General features: G+C 60.0%; 18 protein-coding genes and 2 tRNA genes. 14 read left to right on the forward strand and 6 right to left on the reverse strand.

Going from position 1 to position 16,212, the window contains the following annotated elements:
* The 6 genes from ispE (at position 1) to ychF (ending at position 4,486) form a co-directional block, all read left to right on the forward strand.
* Complete coding sequence (gene ispE, locus AC0Z8Z_RS03015) at positions 1-852, forward strand: 4-(cytidine 5'-diphospho)-2-C-methyl-D-erythritol kinase (protein ID WP_485617790.1); 852 nt, start codon at positions 1-3, stop codon at positions 850-852.
* Positions 853-888: 36 nt separating this feature from the next.
* Positions 889-963, forward strand: a tRNA-Gln gene (locus AC0Z8Z_RS03020).
* A gap of 47 nt (positions 964-1,010) precedes the next feature.
* Positions 1,011-1,952, forward strand: coding sequence for a ribose-phosphate pyrophosphokinase (locus AC0Z8Z_RS03025; RefSeq protein WP_037018241.1), 942 nt, complete (start codon positions 1,011-1,013; stop codon positions 1,950-1,952).
* A gap of 140 nt (positions 1,953-2,092) precedes the next feature.
* Positions 2,093-2,704 carry a 50S ribosomal protein L25/general stress protein Ctc gene (locus AC0Z8Z_RS03030; protein ID WP_122622594.1) on the forward strand — a complete coding sequence of 204 codons (612 nt, stop codon included), beginning with the start codon at positions 2,093-2,095 and terminating at the stop codon, positions 2,702-2,704.
* A 75-nt stretch (positions 2,705-2,779) separates the two neighbouring features.
* The gene (pth, locus tag AC0Z8Z_RS03035; RefSeq protein ID WP_108120616.1) at positions 2,780-3,364 is read left to right on the forward strand and encodes an aminoacyl-tRNA hydrolase; all 585 of its coding nucleotides are present in this window, start codon (positions 2,780-2,782) and stop codon (positions 3,362-3,364) included.
* 21 nt (positions 3,365-3,385) lie between these two features.
* Entirely contained in the window at positions 3,386-4,486 is a 1,101-nt protein-coding gene (ychF, locus tag AC0Z8Z_RS03040) for a redox-regulated ATPase YchF (RefSeq protein WP_485617792.1), read from the forward strand.
* A gap of 123 nt (positions 4,487-4,609) precedes the next feature.
* Here ychF and AC0Z8Z_RS03045 read toward each other — a convergent pair whose 3' ends face one another.
* Positions 4,610-5,266 (reverse strand): class I SAM-dependent methyltransferase, encoded by a 657-nt coding sequence (locus AC0Z8Z_RS03045; protein ID WP_485617794.1) that lies wholly within the window; start codon positions 5,264-5,266, stop codon positions 4,610-4,612.
* Positions 5,267-5,414: 148 nt separating this feature from the next.
* A complete protein-coding gene (locus AC0Z8Z_RS03050; RefSeq protein WP_485617796.1) occupies positions 5,415-7,472 on the reverse strand; it encodes a methyl-accepting chemotaxis protein in 2,058 nt (685 codons plus the stop codon).
* 432 nt (positions 7,473-7,904) lie between these two features.
* On the opposite strand from AC0Z8Z_RS03050, the gene AC0Z8Z_RS03055 reads away from it, so the two are divergent.
* Positions 7,905-7,981 (forward strand) — tRNA-Met (locus tag AC0Z8Z_RS03055).
* A gap of 349 nt (positions 7,982-8,330) precedes the next feature.
* Here AC0Z8Z_RS03055 and AC0Z8Z_RS03060 read toward each other — a convergent pair.
* Positions 8,331-8,675, reverse strand: a complete 345-nt coding sequence (locus AC0Z8Z_RS03060) for a hypothetical protein (RefSeq protein ID WP_122536207.1) — start codon at positions 8,673-8,675, stop codon at positions 8,331-8,333.
* 189 nt (positions 8,676-8,864) lie between these two features.
* Here AC0Z8Z_RS03060 and AC0Z8Z_RS03065 point away from each other — a divergent pair, with 189 nt between their 5' ends.
* Both AC0Z8Z_RS03065 and AC0Z8Z_RS03070 read left to right on the forward strand, forming a co-directional pair.
* The gene (locus AC0Z8Z_RS03065; RefSeq protein WP_485617798.1) at positions 8,865-9,569 is read left to right on the forward strand and encodes a hypothetical protein; all 705 of its coding nucleotides are present in this window, start codon (positions 8,865-8,867) and stop codon (positions 9,567-9,569) included.
* 130 nt (positions 9,570-9,699) lie between these two features.
* Positions 9,700-11,280, forward strand: a complete 1,581-nt coding sequence (locus AC0Z8Z_RS03070) for an aldehyde dehydrogenase (NADP(+)) (protein ID WP_485617800.1) — start codon at positions 9,700-9,702, stop codon at positions 11,278-11,280.
* 80 nt (positions 11,281-11,360) lie between these two features.
* Here the strand turns inward: AC0Z8Z_RS03070 and AC0Z8Z_RS03075 are convergent, their stop codons facing one another.
* Entirely contained in the window at positions 11,361-11,969 is a 609-nt protein-coding gene (locus AC0Z8Z_RS03075) for a flavin reductase family protein (RefSeq protein WP_485617802.1), read from the reverse strand.
* 182 nt (positions 11,970-12,151) lie between these two features.
* Here AC0Z8Z_RS03075 and AC0Z8Z_RS03080 point away from each other — a divergent pair, with 182 nt between their 5' ends.
* From AC0Z8Z_RS03080 to AC0Z8Z_RS03100, 5 genes are all read left to right on the forward strand, one after another.
* On the forward strand, positions 12,152-12,289 hold the full coding sequence (locus AC0Z8Z_RS03080) for a hypothetical protein (RefSeq protein ID WP_166650490.1): 138 nt from the start codon (positions 12,152-12,154) through the stop codon (positions 12,287-12,289).
* Positions 12,286-13,038, forward strand: a complete 753-nt coding sequence (aztA, locus tag AC0Z8Z_RS03085) for a zinc ABC transporter ATP-binding protein AztA (protein ID WP_485617803.1) — start codon at positions 12,286-12,288, stop codon at positions 13,036-13,038. Before AC0Z8Z_RS03080 ends, aztA begins: the two co-directional genes overlap by 4 nt.
* Entirely contained in the window at positions 13,035-13,904 is an 870-nt protein-coding gene (locus tag AC0Z8Z_RS03090; protein ID WP_485617805.1) for a metal ABC transporter permease, read from the forward strand. The genes aztA and AC0Z8Z_RS03090 overlap by 4 nt, the downstream gene beginning before the upstream one ends.
* Before the next feature lie 27 nt (positions 13,905-13,931).
* On the forward strand, positions 13,932-14,819 hold the full coding sequence (locus tag AC0Z8Z_RS03095; protein ID WP_485617806.1) for a metal ABC transporter substrate-binding protein: 888 nt from the start codon (positions 13,932-13,934) through the stop codon (positions 14,817-14,819).
* 141 nt (positions 14,820-14,960) lie between these two features.
* The gene (locus AC0Z8Z_RS03100; RefSeq protein WP_205486714.1) at positions 14,961-15,611 is read left to right on the forward strand and encodes an HD domain-containing protein; all 651 of its coding nucleotides are present in this window, start codon (positions 14,961-14,963) and stop codon (positions 15,609-15,611) included.
* Between the two features lie 13 nt (positions 15,612-15,624).
* Here the strand turns inward: AC0Z8Z_RS03100 and AC0Z8Z_RS03105 are convergent, their stop codons facing one another.
* On the reverse strand, positions 15,625-15,906 hold the full coding sequence (locus AC0Z8Z_RS03105; protein ID WP_122622602.1) for a BrnA antitoxin family protein: 282 nt from the start codon (positions 15,904-15,906) through the stop codon (positions 15,625-15,627).
* A complete protein-coding gene (locus AC0Z8Z_RS03110) occupies positions 15,866-16,138 on the reverse strand; it encodes a BrnT family toxin (protein WP_485617808.1) in 273 nt (90 codons plus the stop codon). Before AC0Z8Z_RS03110 ends, AC0Z8Z_RS03105 begins: the two co-directional genes overlap by 41 nt.
* Positions 16,139-16,212 lie beyond the last annotated feature (74 nt).

A 16,212-nucleotide genomic window follows, 5' to 3' on the forward strand; every position in this document is an offset into this window, starting at 1 on the left:
ATGTCGCAAGCACGACTGACACTGCCCGCCCCTGCCAAATTGAATCTGATGCTGCACATCACCGGACGGCGCGCCGACGGTTATCACGAACTGCAGACGCTCTTTCAGTTTCTCGATTACGGCGACGAACTCAGTTTCGCGCTTCGCGACGACGGCGAAGTGCGGCTGCAGACGGAAATCGCCGACGTCCCTCACGACAGCAATCTGATCGTGAGAGCGGCTCGTGCGCTAAAGGAAGCATCCGGTTCTCCGTTCGGCGTCGATATCTGGCTGAAAAAAATCTTGCCCATGGGTGGCGGCATTGGCGGCGGAAGCTCGGATGCCGCAACAACATTGCTCGGCCTGAATCATCTCTGGCAGCTTGGCTGGGATGAGGATCGGCTGGCGGGGCTGGGCCTCAAGCTTGGCGCTGACGTGCCGGTTTTCGTGCGTGGACACGCTGCTTTTGCTGAGGGAATCGGCGAGATACTGACTCCCGTCACCCCCGAAGAACCTTGGTATCTGGTGCTAGTGCCGCAAGTATCTGTAAGTACAGCAGAAATTTTTTCAGATCCGCTGTTGACACGTGACACTCCGCCCATTAAAGTGCGCCCCGTTCCCAAGGGAAACAGTCGAAACGACTGCTTACCGGTTGTAACGAGGCGATATCCAGAAGTTGGTAACGCTTTGAATTTGTTAGGTAAATTTACCGAAGCAAAATTAACCGGAACTGGAAGTTGTGTGTTTGGGGCCTTCCCAAGCAAAGCTGAAGCTGATAAAGTCTCGGCCCTTCTTACAGAGACCCTTACAGGGTTTGTAGCAAAAGGCGCAAACATCTCGATGTTGCACCGGAAGTTACAGGCACTGCTCTAAAAGGAACCGAGTGCCAGGCACTCGTGCAACAGATACAGGGGCGTCGCCAAGCGGTAAGGCAGCAGGTTTTGATCCTGCCATGCGTTGGTTCGAATCCAGCCGCCCCTGCCATTTTCCTATAGTCATCCAGGCATACCCTAAGCCTCCAGGTACTGCGCGTGTCCAAGATGATGGTCTTTACGGGGAACGCCAACCCCGATCTGGCTCGGCGTGTCGTACGTCAGCTGCATATCCCTCTCGGTGACATCTCTGTTGGAAAGTTCTCCGACGGTGAGATTACCGCTGAGATCAATGAAAACGTTCGCGGTAAAGACGTCTTCATTATCCAGCCGACCTGCGCTCCGACCAACGATAACCTGATGGAACTCGTCGTGATGGCTGATGCCTTCCGTCGTTCCTCGGCCACTCGTATCACTGCTGTAATTCCTTACTTTGGTTATGCTCGCCAGGATCGCCGTCCGCGTTCCGCCCGTGTGGCTATCAGCGCTAAAGTGGTTGCGGACATGCTCACCGTCGTCGGTATCGACCGTGTGCTGACTGTCGACCTGCACGCTGACCAGATTCAAGGCTTCTTCGATATTCCGGTAGATAACATCTACGGCTCCCCGGTTCTGGTGGATGACATCGAAGACCAACGCTTCGAAAACCTGATGATTGTTTCCCCGGATATCGGCGGCGTCGTGCGTGCACGTGCTGTTGCCAAATCCCTGGGCGTCGATCTGGGCATCATCGACAAACGCCGCGAGAAGGCCAACCACTCCGAAGTGATGCACATCATCGGTGATGTCGAAGGCCGTACCTGTATTCTCGTCGACGACATGGTCGATACCGCCGGCACCCTGTGCCACGCGGCCAAGGCGCTGAAAGAACACGGCGCTGCCAAGGTCTTTGCGTATTGCACACACCCTGTTCTGTCGGGCCGTGCAATCGAGAACATCGAAAATTCCGTGCTGGACGAACTGGTGGTGACGAACACCATCCCGTTGTCCGCTGCAGCACAGGCCTGTGACCGTATCCGTCAACTGGATATCGCACCGGTAGTCGCTGAGGCGATGCGTCGCATCAGCAATGAAGAATCGATCAGCGCGATGTTCCGATAAGGGCCCTGCCCTGCCGAACCATCCGTTGACGAAAAGCGCCCCGCCCCGACACCAAATGCCGGGGCGGGGCTTTTTTGCCCATACCGTGTCTGGCGCTGGTCGCAAACGCCGCTCGGTCATGGCTATTTTGGAGATACAAAATGAACGAATTTACTCTGAACGCTCAAGCGCGTAATGACCTGGGGAAAGGTGCGAGCCGCCGCCTGCGTCGTCTCGCCGCCCAAGTCCCAGCCGTTGTCTACGGCGGTGGCAAGGAAGCTGTTTCGATCACCATCGAAGCCAAAGAAATTGCCAAGCTGTTCGAAAACGAAGCTGCTTTCAGCCACGTTATCGAATTGAATGTCGATGGCGCCAAGCAGAACGTACTGATCAAGGCCATGCAGCGTCACCCGGCCAAGCAGTTCATCATGCACGCCGACTTCATCCGCGTCGTAGCTGGCCAGAAACTGACCGCTATCGTTCCAGTGCACTTCATCAACGAAGAAGCACCGGTCAAGAAAGGCGGCGAGATCTCGCACACTACCACTGAGCTGGAAGTGACCTGCCTGCCGAAAGACCTGCCTGAGTTCATCGAAGTTGACCTGGGCGCGCTGGAAATCGGTGACAACGTTCACCTGTCCGACGTCAAGGCGCCGAATGGTGTTGAATTCGTCGCTCTGGCGCACGGCAAGGACCTGGACATCGCTAACGTCCACGCCCCTCGCATCGTCCAGGACGAAGAAGAAGGCACCGCAGAAGGCGAAGCAGAGTAATCATTACTCGCTAGCCGGTTGAACCCGTGATGATGCTCGCCATCATCACACTCGACCCAAGGAAGAGCCCCTGACGTGACCGCCATCCAACTGATCGTCGGCCTGGGAAATCCAGGCCCCGAATACGAACAGACCCGGCATAACGCAGGGGCTCTTTTCGTTGAGCGTATTGCCAGCGCCCAGCGTGTCAATCTGACCGCTGACCGCAAATATTTCGGCCTGACGGCTAAATTCAGTCATCAGGGCCAAGACGTTCGTCTGCTGATTCCTACCACGTACATGAACCGCAGCGGCCAGTCCGTCGCGGCTCTGGCGGGTTTCTTCCGGATTCCTCCGCAAGCCATTCTGGTGGCCCACGACGAACTCGACCTGCCTCCGGGCGTCGCCAAACTCAAACTGGGTGGCGGGCACGGCGGGCATAACGGGCTGCGCGACATCATTGCGCAGCTCGGCAACCAGAACGGCTTCCACCGCCTGCGGCTTGGCATCGGCCACCCGGGCGACGCCAGTCTGGTGTCCAATTTCGTCCTGGGTCGAGCGCCACGCGCCGAGCAGGAAAAGCTGGATGCCAGCATCGACTTTGCCCTCGGCGTGCTGCCGGATGTACTCGCTGGCGACTTCGCCAAGGCGATGCGCGTCCTGCACAGCCAGAAGGCCTGACATCACTCGAGGGGAAACACCATGGGATTCAACTGCGGCATCGTCGGCCTGCCCAACGTCGGCAAGTCCACCCTGTTCAACGCCCTGACCAAGTCCGGTATCGCGGCGGAGAACTTTCCCTTCTGCACCATCGAACCGAACACCGGCATCGTGCCCATGCCGGACCCGCGCCTGCAGGCCCTGGCCGATATCGTCAACCCGAAGCGTATTCTGCCGACCACGATGGAATTCGTGGACATCGCCGGGCTGGTAGCCGGTGCATCCAAAGGTGAAGGCCTGGGCAACAAGTTCCTCGCCAACATTCGCGAGACTGACGCCATCGCCCACGTTGTGCGCTGCTTCGAAGACGAGAACGTGATTCACGTTTCCAACAGCGTCGACCCGAAGCGCGACATCGAGATCATCGATCTGGAACTGATTTTCGCTGACCTCGACAGCTGCGAGAAGCAACTGCAGAAAGTCACGCGCAACGCCAAGGGCGGTGACAAGGACGCAGTGGTCCAGAAAGGCCTGCTGGAACAACTCATTGCTCACTTCACACTGGGCAAACCTGCCCGCAGCCTGATGAAGAGCATGAGCGCCGATGAGAAAGCCGTCATCAAGGGCTTCCATCTGCTGACCACCAAACCGGTCATGTACATCGCCAACGTTGCTGAAGACGGCTTCGAGGACAACCCGCACCTGGACGTGGTTCGCGCCATCGCCGAAGAAGAAGGCGCAATGCTGGTGCCGGTCTGCAACAAGATCGAGGCAGAAATCGCCGAACTCGACGACGGCGAAGAAAAGGACATGTTCCTGGAGGCCCTGGGCCTTGAAGAGCCTGGTCTGAACCGCGTGATCCGTGCCGGCTACGAAATGCTGCACCTGCAGACCTACTTCACTGCCGGTGTTGAAGAAGTTCGTGCGTGGACCGTCCGTGTCGGCGCCACCGCGCCACAGGCTGCCGGCGTGATCCACACCGATTTCGAAAAGGGCTTTATCCGCGCCGAATGCGTCGCCTACAACGATTTCATCCAGTACAAGGGCGAAGCCGGTGCCAAGGAAGCGGGCAAATGGCGCCTTGAAGGCAAGGATTACATCGTCAAGGACGGCGACGTTCTGCACTTCCGCTTCAACGTCTAACGAGCTCGTGGACCTCCACGAACCCCGTTGAACTTCAAAGCCCGCGCATCACCCAGTGATCCGCGGGCTTTTTGCTTTCAGCGGTTTGTATCTGTCAGTAGCGCTCGCCTGCCTCGGTGCGGCTCAGACAATCGGCTGCGCTGCGCGAAACAGCAAAACCACACCCTCACGTTTGAGCGTTACATTACGAAAGTGCGTCCGCAAATGCGCCTCGAAACCTGCCTGAGTGTCCTGGCTGTTTCCGAAGATGCCTTTCTTGTTGTACACCGCCATCAGCTTGCGGCCAAAGCCGTTGTGCCCCGCCTCATCCCCCAAAATAGTCGCGCCAAACAATACGCCATCCGGGGTCAGATTGTGCTTGAGGTGAGCGAAGATCGCCGCCTTGGCGTCCAGCGGGCCTGGCAGGCAATGCAGCAGATAGAACAGCGATATCGAATCGAAGCGCTCTTTCCCGGGGATCGGCGTCATCACGTCATGCTGAAGGGTGCGCGTGTCTGGCCGGCCGATCCTGCGCTTGGCGGCAGCGAGGCTGCTTGGGTTGAGGTCCATCAAGGTGATTTTGGTGTGCGGTGGCAACTTGGCTTTCGCCAGGTAGTAACCCGTGCCGACGCCAATATCCAGATGGTGCGCACGAACATTGGCGCGGAAGAACGGCAACAGCACCTGATCGGTCGGGCAGCGCCAGGCATACCGATTGGAAATGCCCAGCACCCAGGCGTCGTACAACGCCAACGTAAGGGGCGAATAAACCGCCGCACCTGCGGCACTGCTATCGGTCATGGAAAAATCCCCCACGGCTATGGGTATCGAAATACGAAGAGAAGGCGACGAATCTTATACGTCGCCAGCCTTTCGTCTTTCAACCCACGCCGCACGCGCGCGTATGAGGACGTGAACGTCATTCGCACTCATGCCTTGTATGCGCGGCTTACCCCAGCTGGAATCTCGCGGTGTTGTCGCTCAAGGCCCGGCTGCCTTTGGTCAGGGTGTCTGCAGCCTGATTGACCGCACGCGCCCCTTCCAGCAAACGGCCTGCGGCCTGATCCACCTGCTGGATGTTGCCGCTCACCTCATCCGCCGTCGCGGCCTGCTCTTCAACCGCCGTGGCGATCTGCGCCAGCGTGTCAGTGACGATCTGCACCGCGCTGGCAATTTCTTCCAGCCGCTCGCCCAGCCCGGTCACTGACTGCGCGTCACTCACCGCCTGACCACACGCCGCTTCCATCAGGCTGACGGCCTGGCTGACGGTCGAGCGCAAACTGTCCACGGTCCCGGCAATTTGTGCAGTTGAGGCCTGGGTCCGCTGGGACAAACTGCGTACTTCGTCAGCGACCACGGCGAAGCCACGGCCCTGCTCGCCCGCACGCGCCGCCTCGATGGCGGCATTGAGCGCCAGCAGATTGGTCTGTTCGGCGATGCCGCGAATGGTGTCCACCACGGACTGGATCTGTTGCCCCTGCTCACTGACCTTGCCCAGCGCGTTGGCGGTGTCGGTCAGCTTCTGGTTCAACTGCTGAATGCTCGCCGTGGTGCGTTGGCTGTCGCGACTGCTGTCCTCGGCGATGCGTCGGGTGGCCTGGGCACTGCCGGACGCTGCTTCACAGCTGCGGGCGACGCCCATGGACGTCGCGGCCAGCTCGGTGGCCGCCGCCGCAATCTGGCTGATCTGCTGCTGTTGATCTTCGACTTCGTTGAGCGTGCTGCCGGATTGCGCGTTGAGGGTCAGCACCGCAGAGCCCAGCTGCTGGGTTTCGTGATTGACGCCCAACAGACTGGTGCGCAGTTGCACCACCGCAACGTTGAGTGCGGTGCTGATGGCTGCCAGTTCGTCACGCCCTTCAACGGCGACCTCAACGCACAAATTGCCGTCGCGCAGGGACTCGGCCAAGGTCGTAATGCCCTTGGCGCTGCGCTGAATCGACGCCTGGAGGCACATGAAGAGATACAGCGCCGCGAGCGCGAGAATGCTGAAAATCGCGGCCACCGGCACGAACTGCTGAGTGGCTTGTTCATGGTAATAATCGAGCCGGCTGGTGAGTGACGACAGTGACTGCTTGCGCAGGGCCGCCAGTCCGTCGCTGACGTTATCGACGCTGCGTTCGAAAGCGGCCGGGTCGAGCTTGATGCTGCCGCCGAATACACCGTCGTCGAGCACTTTCAACTCGGTATCGAGGCGCTGAAGACTGTCTTCATACTGACGCGTCCAGACCTCCATGCCCGGGTAAGCCTTAGCTTTTAGCGAGCCTACTGCTTTGACCAACTGATCGCGGGCGTCGCCGATGCGACTGCGCAGGTCGCGCATCTGAAGACGGCTCTGCAATGAGAACTGCCCGGACGCGATCGACGACTGGCCGATACTTGCCATGCGCCCTACCCGTTCGACAAGGTCCGGCGCCTGCTGCGTGGCGATTTGCATCAGCAAGTAGGTTTCAAGCCAGGGATCGAGGATCAAACCACTGTCCATGGCGATCTGTTCACGAAGACTCTGCAGCGCCGTGAGCGCGGACGTGAAGCGATCATAACCATCCGGCCACCAGCCGACTGTACGCAGGGAATCTGAATCCATTCCTTTGACTGAGGCTTGCAGCGCTTGATACCGAGTCATGATATCGCCACTGGCGTTCTGCGCCTTTAGCTCATCGCCAAGGGACGCCAGAGTTCGGGTTAACTCAGGGTTGGCAGCATCCAGCGCGTTCATGGCGGCCTTCGCGGCCGGTGTCGGATCCCGAAGAATGTCGACGGCCTTCCAGCGCGCGGCGCGGTTGCGCTGGGCCGTCAGCTGCACATCCAGCGCATCGAGCGCCAAAAGCTGCCGCACGCCGGCCTGCTCTTGAGAAATCACCGCCAGCTTGCTGCGGTAATCCTGCCCGATCATCCACAGGCTGCCCGCGAGCGGCAAGATGAACAGAAAGAAGAGCACCTGAAACTTGCGCGCGAACCCGAGACGTCCGAGCAGGCGGATGCCTGGCGACAAAAGACTCTGCATAGCCGACTACTCCTCACCGACAGACCGCTGCTTGACCCATGATGATCACAGCGCTGCCTTACATTCTTACCGGCAAAATGCCATGTCTATGTTTAGAAAACGATAACCGCCCATCTTCGATGCAAAGAGCGGGGTTGGGCTTATCGAGATCTGCTGCCGCTTTCATCTATAGCGGCAGCGATGCGGCAGGCATAAGCAAGAACCGGACCGATAGCACGAAGCCATCAAACCGGGCACCTGATCGAGGACAGTGCAGGGTGCATGCGCGAAAGTGGGGCAAAAGCACTCAGCGTGGGGAGTAAAACTGTCACCGCCGTGCAGGGATGAACAAAGGCTGAAGAGCCGGGAGGCTAACCGATTGATCACGTGGATAAATTTTTTAGAAGAGACGCTTGACACATATCCGATCTGAGCGAATAATGCGCGCCACTTGGCTACATAGCTCAGTTGGTTAGAGCATAGCATTCATAATGCTGGGGTCCGGGGTTCAAGTCCCTGTGTAGCCACCAAGTACCTCAACAAAGCCCGCCTTGTGCGGGCTTTGTTGTTTCTGGTGTTCCGTGGCTAATGTGGGATCCCAAATCGCCGATACCCCTGTACTGCATCTCGCAGTGCACGGAGGCAATATGAAGAAGATAGCTATCGCTGGACTGGTCGCTCTGCTTTCAATCGTTTCTCTCTCCGCATCGGCGTGTCCGAAAGGCACGCACCCATCTGGCGGAACGGGGTCACACCACAAAGGCGGGACCTGCGTTTAAGACTAGCCCGGCAAGCGCCGGGCTGTTTCAGGTCCGGGTGTCGGCCTTCCAGGCTATATGCAATACCGCCTCGCCCCCGGTTCATTCGCAGAAACCCACCTCAAGCAGCCCGAAACGCCCAGACTACTTCCACCAATCGGGCAGCGATCAGCAAGTACACCAGCGACACCAGAATCTGAATCGCCACGTGATAGCGCAACTTGCCGAGGCGGCGAATGCCGTCGCTGACGTTCAGGAACATCAGCACGGCGGACACGCCAATCAGCCCCCATCCGGTAGCGCCAGATACCAGCACGCCGATGAACTGGTGGTAATCAGCCCTCAACGCACTGGTGCCCGCCGCGAACAACAGCGCGCACACCAGCAGGTTTTTGATGTTGTCGAAGATTTGCGTGCTGAGGTCGTTTTCCAGCAAATCGATGTAGCGCGCCCAGATTTTTCGCATGGCCTGACGCCTGTGGGTCGATGAACTCATAGCGTAGCGCGCATGGGGCGGGATGCCTGGATGTTGCCCTGCGGTCCGGGCGCGAGCAGCAATCCGTGACAACAGCGCCCTCGTCCAATAGATTACGCCCCTCGAAACGCCCCGAGCTTTTCGCGCCTCAACCCCAGTTAACGAAGCAGTGGATGTTCAATGTCTGATTCCCATACCGATCCGGTGGCAAACGCCGTGTCGTCGAAGCAAGCCTACGAAGAAGCCATCAACCTTTCACAACATGTGCCCCAGGCCAAAACCATCAGCGAGATGGTGCTCGACGCCTTCCAGAGCGCCAAGGAAAGCGACCAGATTCGCGATCTGCGCCTGGCCATACGCACCGCCCATGACCGATTCGATGATGACCAGGCCTACGAACTGATGGGTCAGCTTAAACAGCTCAAGGACGCCGAAGCCGCCGACATGGCCGCCCTCGAAGACCTGAGCGCGAAATTTCCGATCAGCCGGATTCTCTCCAGCTACAAGGATGACCCGAGTTTCCAGGAACTCGTCTACAGCCTGGCGTTGAAGGTGCTGAACCAGACGCATCAAGCGGTCAGCAACCCGAGCGGCGGCAAGAGCAAAGCGGCACGACCGAAGAAGGAAGCCGAGGTGTTCGTCATCAGTAAGGACGGCGCCAGCGTCACCCTGCCTCTGCGCACGCCGCGCTCGAAAGCCAACGCTGACCGCGAAGCCTTTGAGTTCCTCGGTTTCTCGTTCATCGGTGAAGGCGATGAAGCCGAGCTGCAGAGCGAAGTGTTCGTGGACAAGGACGGCAACCAGCAGCCGGCTACGCGCAAGAACATTGTCAGCGCGATCCAACAGCAGACAGCGTTCGAAGGGTTCAGCGCCGCTCAGCAATAAGCGGCAGCAATAAGCCTGGCCCTTAGCTCAACACCCGGATGGGTGGCGATCGTAGCGCCATGATGTAACCTCAAGGGCTGGCCACAGCGGTGCCAACTGACGGTCGCCGCCCCTCGAGAGGTGTTGAGCAATGCAGATTCTTGGTGAAACGATCATCGGACAACGCGCTGTGCGGGGTCAGGCCGGAGAGGTGTTCGCCCTCGCTGCCGCCACGGGTGAACCCCTGACACCGTCGTTTGGCGCCAGCACGCTGGATGATGTCGACGCTGCGTGCGAACTGGCCGAAGCGTCATTCGACAGCTACCGGCAACTGAGTGACGACCAACGCGCCAGCTTCCTCGAAGTCATCGCCCAAGGCCTTCTGGACCTGGGCGATGTGCTCACCGAACGCGTTCACATCGAAAGCGGCCTGCCCAAGCCCCGCCTTGAAGGCGAGCGGATGCGCACGGTCAATCAGCTGAAACTATTTGCCAGCCTGCTGCGGGATGGGCGCTGGCACGGCGCCGTGGTCGATACTGCGATGCCGGAGCGCCAGCCACTTCCGCGTGCCGACCTGCGTCTGCGGCGCATTGGCCTCGGCCCGGTGGCGGTGTTCGGCGCCAGCAACTTCCCCCTCGCCTTCTCCGTGGCCGGCGGCGATACCGCTTCCGCGCTGGCGGCCGGTTGCCCGGTTATCGTAAAGGCGCACCCGGCTCACCTGGGCACCAGCGAACTGGTGGGCCGTGTGATTCAAAAAGCAGCGCGCGACACTGGCATGCCTGAAGGCGTGTTCTCGCTACTGATCGACAAGGACATTTCCGTCGGCCAGGCGCTGGTCAGTCACCCCCTGATTCAAGCCGTGGGCTTCACTGGCTCTCGCCGTGGCGGTCTGGCGCTGGTGGCGGCGGCGCAAGCGCGTCCGGTCCCGATTCCCGTGTATGCCGAGATGAGCAGCATCAACCCGGTGTTCCTGCTTCCCGCTGCTTTGCTGGCCCGCGCCGAAACGATCGCCAAGGGTTTTGTTGAATCGCTGGTCATGGGTGCGGGGCAGTTCTGCACCAACCCGGGCATTCTGCTGGCGCTGGAAAGCGACGCGCTGGAAACATTCGTGTCGGCTTCGGCCAAGGCGCTGTCCGAGAAGCTACCGACCACCATGCTGACGCCGAACATCCACGGCGCTTACTGCAACGGTCTGAATCACCTGCACAGCGCATCAGGCGTGACGCTGGTAGCAGAGGGTCAGGAGGCCGAAGGTTCATTCCAGGCCCGCGCGGCCTTCTTCCGGACCGACTCGGCCACCTTCCTCGCCAACCCCGCGTTGGAGGATGAAAACTTCGGCCCAAGCGCGCTGCTGATCGTCTGCTCCGACGTCGCCGATCTGCAGAAAGTCGCTGCCAGCTTCGATGGGCAACTGACCGTGACGCTGCAGTTCGACGACGGCGACGAGGCAACCGCCCAGTCGCTGATGCCGATCCTGGAGCGCAAGGCGGGAAGGATTCTGTTCAACGACTTCCCGACCGGTGTCGAAGTGAGTTATTCGATGGTCCATGGCGGACCGTTCCCAGCCACTTCCGACAGCCGCAGCACCTCGGTGGGCGCGACCGCTATTGATCGCTTCCTGCGTCCTGTTTGTTACCAGAACGTGCCGGACTCGCTGCTGCCAACTGCGTTAAAAGCCAGCAATCCGTTGAAGACCTGGCGTCTTGTGAACGGCGAACTGTCGAAGGACTGAGCTGCATCCACATCGGGCGGCTGAACCCGCTTACCGCGTCCTTTTCGATCAGGGGCGCGGTCATAGCAGACGCGCCACAGTCAGTCAGCAGATCGCTGCAGCACCTTGCCGTCCACCCCATCGCCGATCACCAGAAAATGCCCGCCCGCCACATGGTGGAGGGTGCGCAGCGCGTCATGCCCCTCGAAATGCCAGTGCCCGTCGGAGAACACGCGTTCATCCGCCCACGCCGCGACCACTTCGCCGATGAACAGATCGTGCGCACTCTGGTTGTGCGGCTCGGGAATCAATCGGCACTCCAGCCAGCCTGCGCAGCCTTCCAGCAACGGCGCTTCAACGTGAGAACCCGCGAAGGTCTCCAGACCATACGCCTTGAATTTATCCAGGCCCTGCTCCTGGGAGATGTCCAGCCCTGAAGTCGAGCCGACCGTTTCGACGATATCGATCTGGCTGAGGGTCGGCACGTTGATCACAAACGTGCCGGAGGCCTCAAGCAACTGCCGCGTCCAGACAGACTTATCCAGCACGACCGTGACTTTCGGCGGCTGGAAGTCCAGCGGCATTGCCCACGCCGCTGCCATGATGTTGCGTTGACCGTCGTGGGCTGCGCTGATCAGCACGGTCGGGCCGTGGTTGAGCAGGCGATAGCATTTGGCGAGGGGTACGGGACGCCGATGAGAAGCGGTCATGAAAATCATCCTGGCTGCGAAAAAAGTGATCGAAAACTACAGGGTTTATCGCGCCGGGGAAACGCTGCGCTTCGCTGGCAGAAAGAAACTGTCGCCTCCCTGAACTTCGCCCAAATCGCGCTTTGCAGAGGAAGCTAAAGGTGATGTAATACTATAACAAAGTATTTCAGGCAGTCCTTTCTGTGAAACGCGATTCCCGGCTTTCCCCCTCCCTGGCAACGTCCGCACTGGCTCAATCGGCTGGCAAACGCGTGTTGATTTCCCTCGCCGTGCTGGTCCTGCTGTGGATCGGCGTTGCCTGGGCGGTGGCAATTCCATGAGTGCCGCCATCGACCTCCATGATCTGACACTGACCTATGAGCGCCGTCCCGCAGTGCATCACGCCAACGGCCGATTCGCGGCAGGCAGCCTGACGGCAATCGTCGGTCCCAACGGCGCCGGCAAATCCACGCTGATCAAAGCCATCGCCGGCACGCTCAAACCCGCCGTCGGGCGCGTCGAGCGTAATCAGTTGGCAACGCGGCACATCGGTTACCTGCCCCAGGCCGCCGAAATCGACCGCAGCTTTCCGCTCAGCGTCGCCGACACCGTAATGATGGGTGCCTGGCGCAGCATCGGCGCGTTCCGGGGCGCCACACGAAAACACGCTCAACAGGCCCAGGAAGCATTGGGTGCCGTGGGTTTGGCGGGGTTCGAGCAACGCAGCATCAGCTCGTTGTCGTCGGGTCAGTTTCAGCGCGTGCTGTTCGCCCGGCTGTTGTTGCAGGACGCCTCGGTGATTTTGCTCGACGAGCCGTTCACGGCCATCGATGCACGGACCACGCGGGACTTGTTGCAGTTAATCAGCACGTGGCACGGCCAGGGCCGCACTGTGATTGCTGTGCTGCATGACATCGAGCAGGTGCGCCAGCATTTTCCGAGCACACTGTTGCTGGCCCGGGAAATCATTGCCTGGGGCGACACCGCCGACATCCTCAACGACGACAACCTGCGCCGCGCCAAGAACATGGCAGAGCACTGGAACCCTGACGCGCTGCCCTGCGACGCCGATGCGGAGCGGACGCTGTGACGCTCTATAGCCTGTTGGTCCAGCCCTTCGTCGATTTCGGTTTCATGCGCCGCGCCTTGGTGGCGTGCCTGGCGCTGGGCATCGGCTCCGGCCCGGTGGGCGTGCTGCTGATGCTGCGGCGCATGAGTCTGGTGGGCGACGCCATGAGCCACGCGGTGCTGCCGGGGGCAGCTGTGGGTTTCCTGTTTGCCGGGTTGTCACTGCCAGCGATGGGGTTTGGCGGCCTGATCGCAGGTCTCGCCGTGGCATTGTTATCGGGGTTGGTGAGCCGTTACACAACACTGCGTGAGGACGCCAGCTTCGCCAGTTTTTACCTGACGTCCCTTGCTGCCGGCGTGCTGATCGTTTCCCTTCACGGCTCCAACGTGGACCTGCTTCACGTGCTGTTCGGTACCATTCTGGCCATCGACGATCAGGCGATTTTCATGGTCGGCGGCATCGCTTCATTCACCGTGATTCTACTCGCGCTGATCTACCGCCCGTTGATCCTCGAATGCTTCGATCCGGGTTTCCTGCGCGCGGTGGGTGGTCGCGGGTCGCTGTATCACGTGCTGTTTCTGCTGCTGGTGGTGCTCAATCTGGTGGCGGGGTTTCAGGCGCTGGGGACGCTGATGGCTGTCGGCATGATGATGCTGCCCGCTACGGTCGCGCGATTCTGGGCGCGCTCGCTGACCGGCATGATCGTCATTTCGACCGCAGTGGCGACGCTCTCGGGCTTCATCGGCCTGATCGTCTCCTACCACGCCAGCGTCGCTTCGGGCCCGGCCATCGTGCTCACCGCCAGCGCCTTTTACGGGTTCTCACTGTTCTTTGGACGCAGCGGCTTTCTACGCCGGCTGTTCCCGAGGGTTCATCTGTCCGGCTGATCGTCCTCTTACCGCAAGGAAACCACCATGAAACGTTTCACGCTTCTGACCGCCGCGCTGGCGTTGTCGGGCCTGGCTAACTTCGCCCAGGCAAAAACCCTGGAGACCGTCGCATCGTTCACCGTCATCGCCGACATGGTGCACAACGTCGGCGGCGATCACGTGCACGTGACCTCGCTGATCGGGCCCAACGGCGATCCTCACGTCTACGAGCCCACCCCCAACGACGCCCAGGCGCTGAAGAAAGCCGACGTGGTGTTTGTCAGCGGCTTGCATCTGGAGGGCTGGCTGGATCGGCTGATCACCGCTTCCGGCTACAAGGGCCAGTCGATTGTGCTGTCTGACGGCATCATGACCCGCAGCATGGAAGAAGACGGCAAGAAGATCACCGACCCCCATGCCTGGAACAGCGCGGTAAACGGCGTCGTTTACGTCAGAAACATCATCAAGGCCCTGCAGAAAGCGGACCCTGAAAATGCTGCCGATTACCAAGCCAACGGTGAAAAATACATCGCCCAACTGCAGGACATGGACGCCTACGCCCGCGCGCAGATCAGCGCCATCCCGGTCGCACAACGCAAGGTGCTGACGTCCCACGACGCCTTCGGCTATTTCGGCGATGCCTATGGCGTGACCTTTCTCTCGCCACTGGGCTTTTCCACTGAAACCGAAGCATCGGCGGCTGACGTCGGCAAGCTGATCAATCAGATCAAGCAGGAGCACGTCAGCGCCTACTTCTTCGAAAACTCTGGCGACCCGCGGCTGGTGCAGCAGATCGCCAAAGCCAGCGGCGCGCACCCGGGCGGCGAGCTGTATGTGGAATCGCTGTCACCGTCCGACGGCCCGGCAGCGACCTACGTGGCGATGTTTCGCTATAACGTGGACAAGCTGACGGCGGCGATGAAGGGCCAGTGATGTAGCGTCTCGACGGCTCACTGATCTCTGCCGGGCAACGTGCGTGGTAGAGATCCGCGAACCGCCTGAGCGAACCGGCAGCGCGGAAGTGGGTCAATCGGTATGCTGGCGCTCCGTTCGCCGACATCGACAGGATGATCCATGACCGCCCTCTCCTTCGCGCCTTTTCAGTCCCTCGCCGACCTGCTGATTCCCCACACCGTGGCGGAGCGGCTCGACGGCTCCCACGACGTTTCCCACCTGCACCGGGTCTGGAGCAACGTCTGCGCCATTCGCGATAAAGAAGGCGGCGATCATCAGGTCTTGCTTGCGGCCACACTGCTCCACGACTGCGTTTCGGTGGAAAAGAACTCGCCCTTTCGCTCAAGTGCCTCGCGTCTGGCCGCCGCAAAAGCGACGGAATTGCTCGCAGAGATGGGCTGGGACGAAGAGCGCACCCAGGCCGTTGCCCACGCCATCGAGTCCCACAGCTATTCGGCCGACATCACGCCCACCTCGCTGGAAGCAAAGATCCTGCAGGACGCCGACCGTCTAGACGCACTCGGCATGGTCGGTGTGGCGCGGCTGTTCTACGTGTCCGGGCGCATGGGCAGCCACCTCTACGACCCGGCCGACCCGCAGGCGCAACAACGAGACCTGGACGACAAACGCTTCGCCGTTGATCACTTCACCACCAAGATATTCACCTTGGCGCAGGGATTTCAAACGGCGACGGGGCGTCACATGGCGCAGGTCAGGCATGCACGGGCCGAGCGGTTTTTGCGGGAGTTTATGGAGGAGATTGGTGCTTAGGGGGCCTGGAAGGTCATAGCGCTATTTCGGACGGCTCATGGGTTTTTAGCCAGTCTACCAGCGCGGCATTCATTCGCGTCTGCCAGCCCGGTCCTGACGCCCGGAATTGCTCCACCACATCATGCTCCAAGCGAATGGTAATCCGCTCTCGCACAACCACAGCACGTGGTCGGCCACGCTTGACCAACTGATCACCCACGTATTCATCAGCCTGATCGAAGTATGCATCGGACAATTCGGGTGCATCGTCTGGATCAACCCAGTCGATGCCGGTAGAGGTTTTGTTCGCGCTCATTGGCTTTTCTCATGGAAATGATACGGCGATCCGCGCCGCGCGGTGTCCAGACCAGGACCTCCATACGTTCTGACAACATACCAACCGTGATGTAGCGGGTCTCCCCGTAATCCTGCCGGCAATCTTCGCTGGTCAAATGTCTGCCAGCGAATACCAAGCCGGCATCCCCAAAGTCGAGGCCACGCTTTAGAAGGGTGATGTCGCGTTTCGCGACGTCGAAGATTATCTGCATTGAATTATTGTATGTACAGAAAATAACTCAACAAGGCCGCCGAGACTCGCAGAGACCTGTCCCACAAACAGCGT

Source organism: Pseudomonas sp. 1L-C-7-B-C1, assembly GCF_057291635.1.

What these genes read in the sequence shown, in the direction of transcription:
- AC0Z8Z_RS03100 (WP_205486714.1), top strand. Translation starts at nt 14,961, where the DNA reads ATGACCGCCCTCTCCTTCGCGCCTTTTCAGTCCCTCGCCGACCTGCTG.
- aztA (WP_485617803.1), top strand. Translation starts at nt 12,286, where the DNA reads ATGAGTGCCGCCATCGACCTCCATGATCTGACACTGACCTATGAGCGC.
- AC0Z8Z_RS03050 (WP_485617796.1), bottom strand. Translation starts at nt 7,472, where the DNA reads ATGCAGAGTCTTTTGTCGCCAGGCATCCGCCTGCTCGGACGTCTCGGG.
- AC0Z8Z_RS03110 (WP_485617808.1), bottom strand. Translation starts at nt 16,138, where the DNA reads ATGCAGATAATCTTCGACGTCGCGAAACGCGACATCACCCTTCTAAAG.
- ispE (WP_485617790.1), top strand. Translation starts at nt 1, where the DNA reads ATGTCGCAAGCACGACTGACACTGCCCGCCCCTGCCAAATTGAATCTG.
- AC0Z8Z_RS03095 (WP_485617806.1), top strand. Translation starts at nt 13,932, where the DNA reads ATGAAACGTTTCACGCTTCTGACCGCCGCGCTGGCGTTGTCGGGCCTG.
- AC0Z8Z_RS03105 (WP_122622602.1), bottom strand. Translation starts at nt 15,906, where the DNA reads ATGAGCGCGAACAAAACCTCTACCGGCATCGACTGGGTTGATCCAGAC.
- AC0Z8Z_RS03075 (WP_485617802.1), bottom strand. Translation starts at nt 11,969, where the DNA reads ATGACCGCTTCTCATCGGCGTCCCGTACCCCTCGCCAAATGCTATCGC.
- AC0Z8Z_RS03030 (WP_122622594.1), top strand. Translation starts at nt 2,093, where the DNA reads ATGAACGAATTTACTCTGAACGCTCAAGCGCGTAATGACCTGGGGAAA.
- ychF (WP_485617792.1), top strand. Translation starts at nt 3,386, where the DNA reads ATGGGATTCAACTGCGGCATCGTCGGCCTGCCCAACGTCGGCAAGTCC.
- AC0Z8Z_RS03070 (WP_485617800.1), top strand. Translation starts at nt 9,700, where the DNA reads ATGCAGATTCTTGGTGAAACGATCATCGGACAACGCGCTGTGCGGGGT.
- AC0Z8Z_RS03065 (WP_485617798.1), top strand. Translation starts at nt 8,865, where the DNA reads ATGTCTGATTCCCATACCGATCCGGTGGCAAACGCCGTGTCGTCGAAG.
- AC0Z8Z_RS03060 (WP_122536207.1), bottom strand. Translation starts at nt 8,675, where the DNA reads ATGCGAAAAATCTGGGCGCGCTACATCGATTTGCTGGAAAACGACCTC.
- AC0Z8Z_RS03045 (WP_485617794.1), bottom strand. Translation starts at nt 5,266, where the DNA reads ATGACCGATAGCAGTGCCGCAGGTGCGGCGGTTTATTCGCCCCTTACG.